This is a genomic window from Caloramator quimbayensis (genome assembly GCF_900167605.1).
GTDB classification, from domain to species: Bacteria; Bacillota; Clostridia; order Clostridiales; family Caloramatoraceae; genus Caloramator_B; species Caloramator_B quimbayensis.
The window spans coordinates 1-1,656 of sequence record NZ_FUYH01000062.1; the positions used below are offsets into that span (position 1 = coordinate 1).

A 1,656-nucleotide genomic window follows, 5' to 3' on the forward strand; every position below is an offset into this window, starting at 1 on the left:
TTCGATTTTTTATATTTATATCTTTCTATAATTCCCTAAAAGCATTGATAATACTGGATTTTTATACTTTAACCAACTAAAGCATACTACCTTTATCTAAAACTATTGTGGGAAAAGTGTGGGAATAAAATATGCTTAAAATGTAGTTATTTATTATGTTTATAAATTGTTTTCTGTTTTATATATAGAACTCAACTATAGTAAAAACCACCCGCTCCAAAAGCTCTCGCTTTCAGACGGTGGAGGAGGAAGATTCCTGCAAAAAGAAAAAGCCTAAGGGGGTTATAACCCTGAAATTCTATCTTCTATCTTTTCTATCTCACTCCATGGGTCATGATTTTTATGTAGTAAGTCATATTGGCAACCCATCTTAAGATCAGGATATATTAAATGGTGGGGATCAAAAAGTAAAACATAATATATATTGTCGACAAAGTATCCATACATTCTTCCAAGAGCTCTTTCTATTGTTAATTCCCAAAAACCATCTTCCTCTAATTGGGTCAAAAATTCAGGTTTATAATCTATTAAACTTAAAATATTTTTCAATTTTTCAAGATCTTTACCTAAAACCGGATGGCATCTTGTACTTCTTCCACCTTCTTTAAGTTCTTGTACAGTCATAGTTGAATAACTAGAAATTCTTTTAATAACAATCAACGACCATTCAGCATATTCCCACATATTAGAAAAACAATTATTAAAATCCTTTGTTTTTATGCATTTACATTTAAAATCCTTAAAAGAAAAAGCAACATTATTATTAACTTTAAAAGAAACATTTGCCTTTGGCAAATTGTTAAAAACTTCTTTATTTTTTGTTATTTGTGTAATAGGAAGCCGTTTATTCAATTTGGGCTCCCTCCAGTAAAGATGAATAATATTTTACTATATCCTCATCCTTAATTTCCTCAAACCCTGGCTCCGATGGTGATAAGCCTTTGCGTGCATTTATCCACGGTAACTCATGATGGGTCATTAATTCCAAGGCATCAGCTGAGTAATTTCCGAAATTCATCATTATAATATCTAAAAATTCTTTAACTTTTTTATCCATGTTAATTGTTACATCTCGCTTAGGAATGAGTTGCCAGCCATATATCTTATAAAAATCATAAAGATCCTTATTTACTGGACCATGAATCCATGCTTCAAATTTTTCGTTATATAGCTTTTCTTTGTATAAAGTTAAATACCAAGCATAAGCATAATAACAAAGCTTTTGTAATTTTTTATGCGTCATTGACTCTTTTGACAAAAAATAATTAGCCACATCAAAAATGCTAATCGTTCCTCCCATTTTAGCATCCCCCATTATCATTTCACTTAAGTATATAATATTATCTTTTTTATATATTAATTTTTTGATTTCAAGAAAATTTTTAATATTTCTTTTGTTTATTCTAAGCATAATTATAGTCCCTCCCACTATATTAATCAACAGTGATTTTTTTGTCGTTTTATGTCATATAACTATTACTATTATAATTTACTTTTTTACTACATAATTATGATTAACTATTATTATTATTACCAAAAAATTGATTTTTAGCAAAAAAAATCCTGGCACTATCTTTCGACAGCACCAGGTTAAAATCACTCGTTTTCTTTTAAAGCTTCTTCCCTTTCTCTTATCAGCTCCTTAAGCTCCTGCAG

2 protein-coding genes are annotated in these 1,656 nt (G+C 29.1%); both read right to left on the reverse strand.

Annotated elements, in window-relative coordinates; translation table 11 throughout:
• Positions 1–282: 282 nt before the first annotated feature.
• Complete coding sequence (locus B5D15_RS15165; protein ID WP_078697930.1) at positions 283–852, reverse strand: hypothetical protein; 570 nt, start codon at positions 850–852, stop codon at positions 283–285.
• Positions 845–1,411 (reverse strand): Panacea domain-containing protein, encoded by a 567-nt coding sequence (locus B5D15_RS15170; protein ID WP_207651480.1) that lies wholly within the window; start codon positions 1,409–1,411, stop codon positions 845–847. The genes B5D15_RS15165 and B5D15_RS15170 overlap by 8 nt, the downstream gene beginning before the upstream one ends.
• Positions 1,412–1,656: the final 245 nt, after the last annotated feature.

What these genes read in the sequence shown, in the direction of transcription:
- B5D15_RS15170 (WP_207651480.1), bottom strand. Translation starts at nt 1,411, where the DNA reads ATGCTTAGAATAAACAAAAGAAATATTAAAAATTTTCTTGAAATCAAA.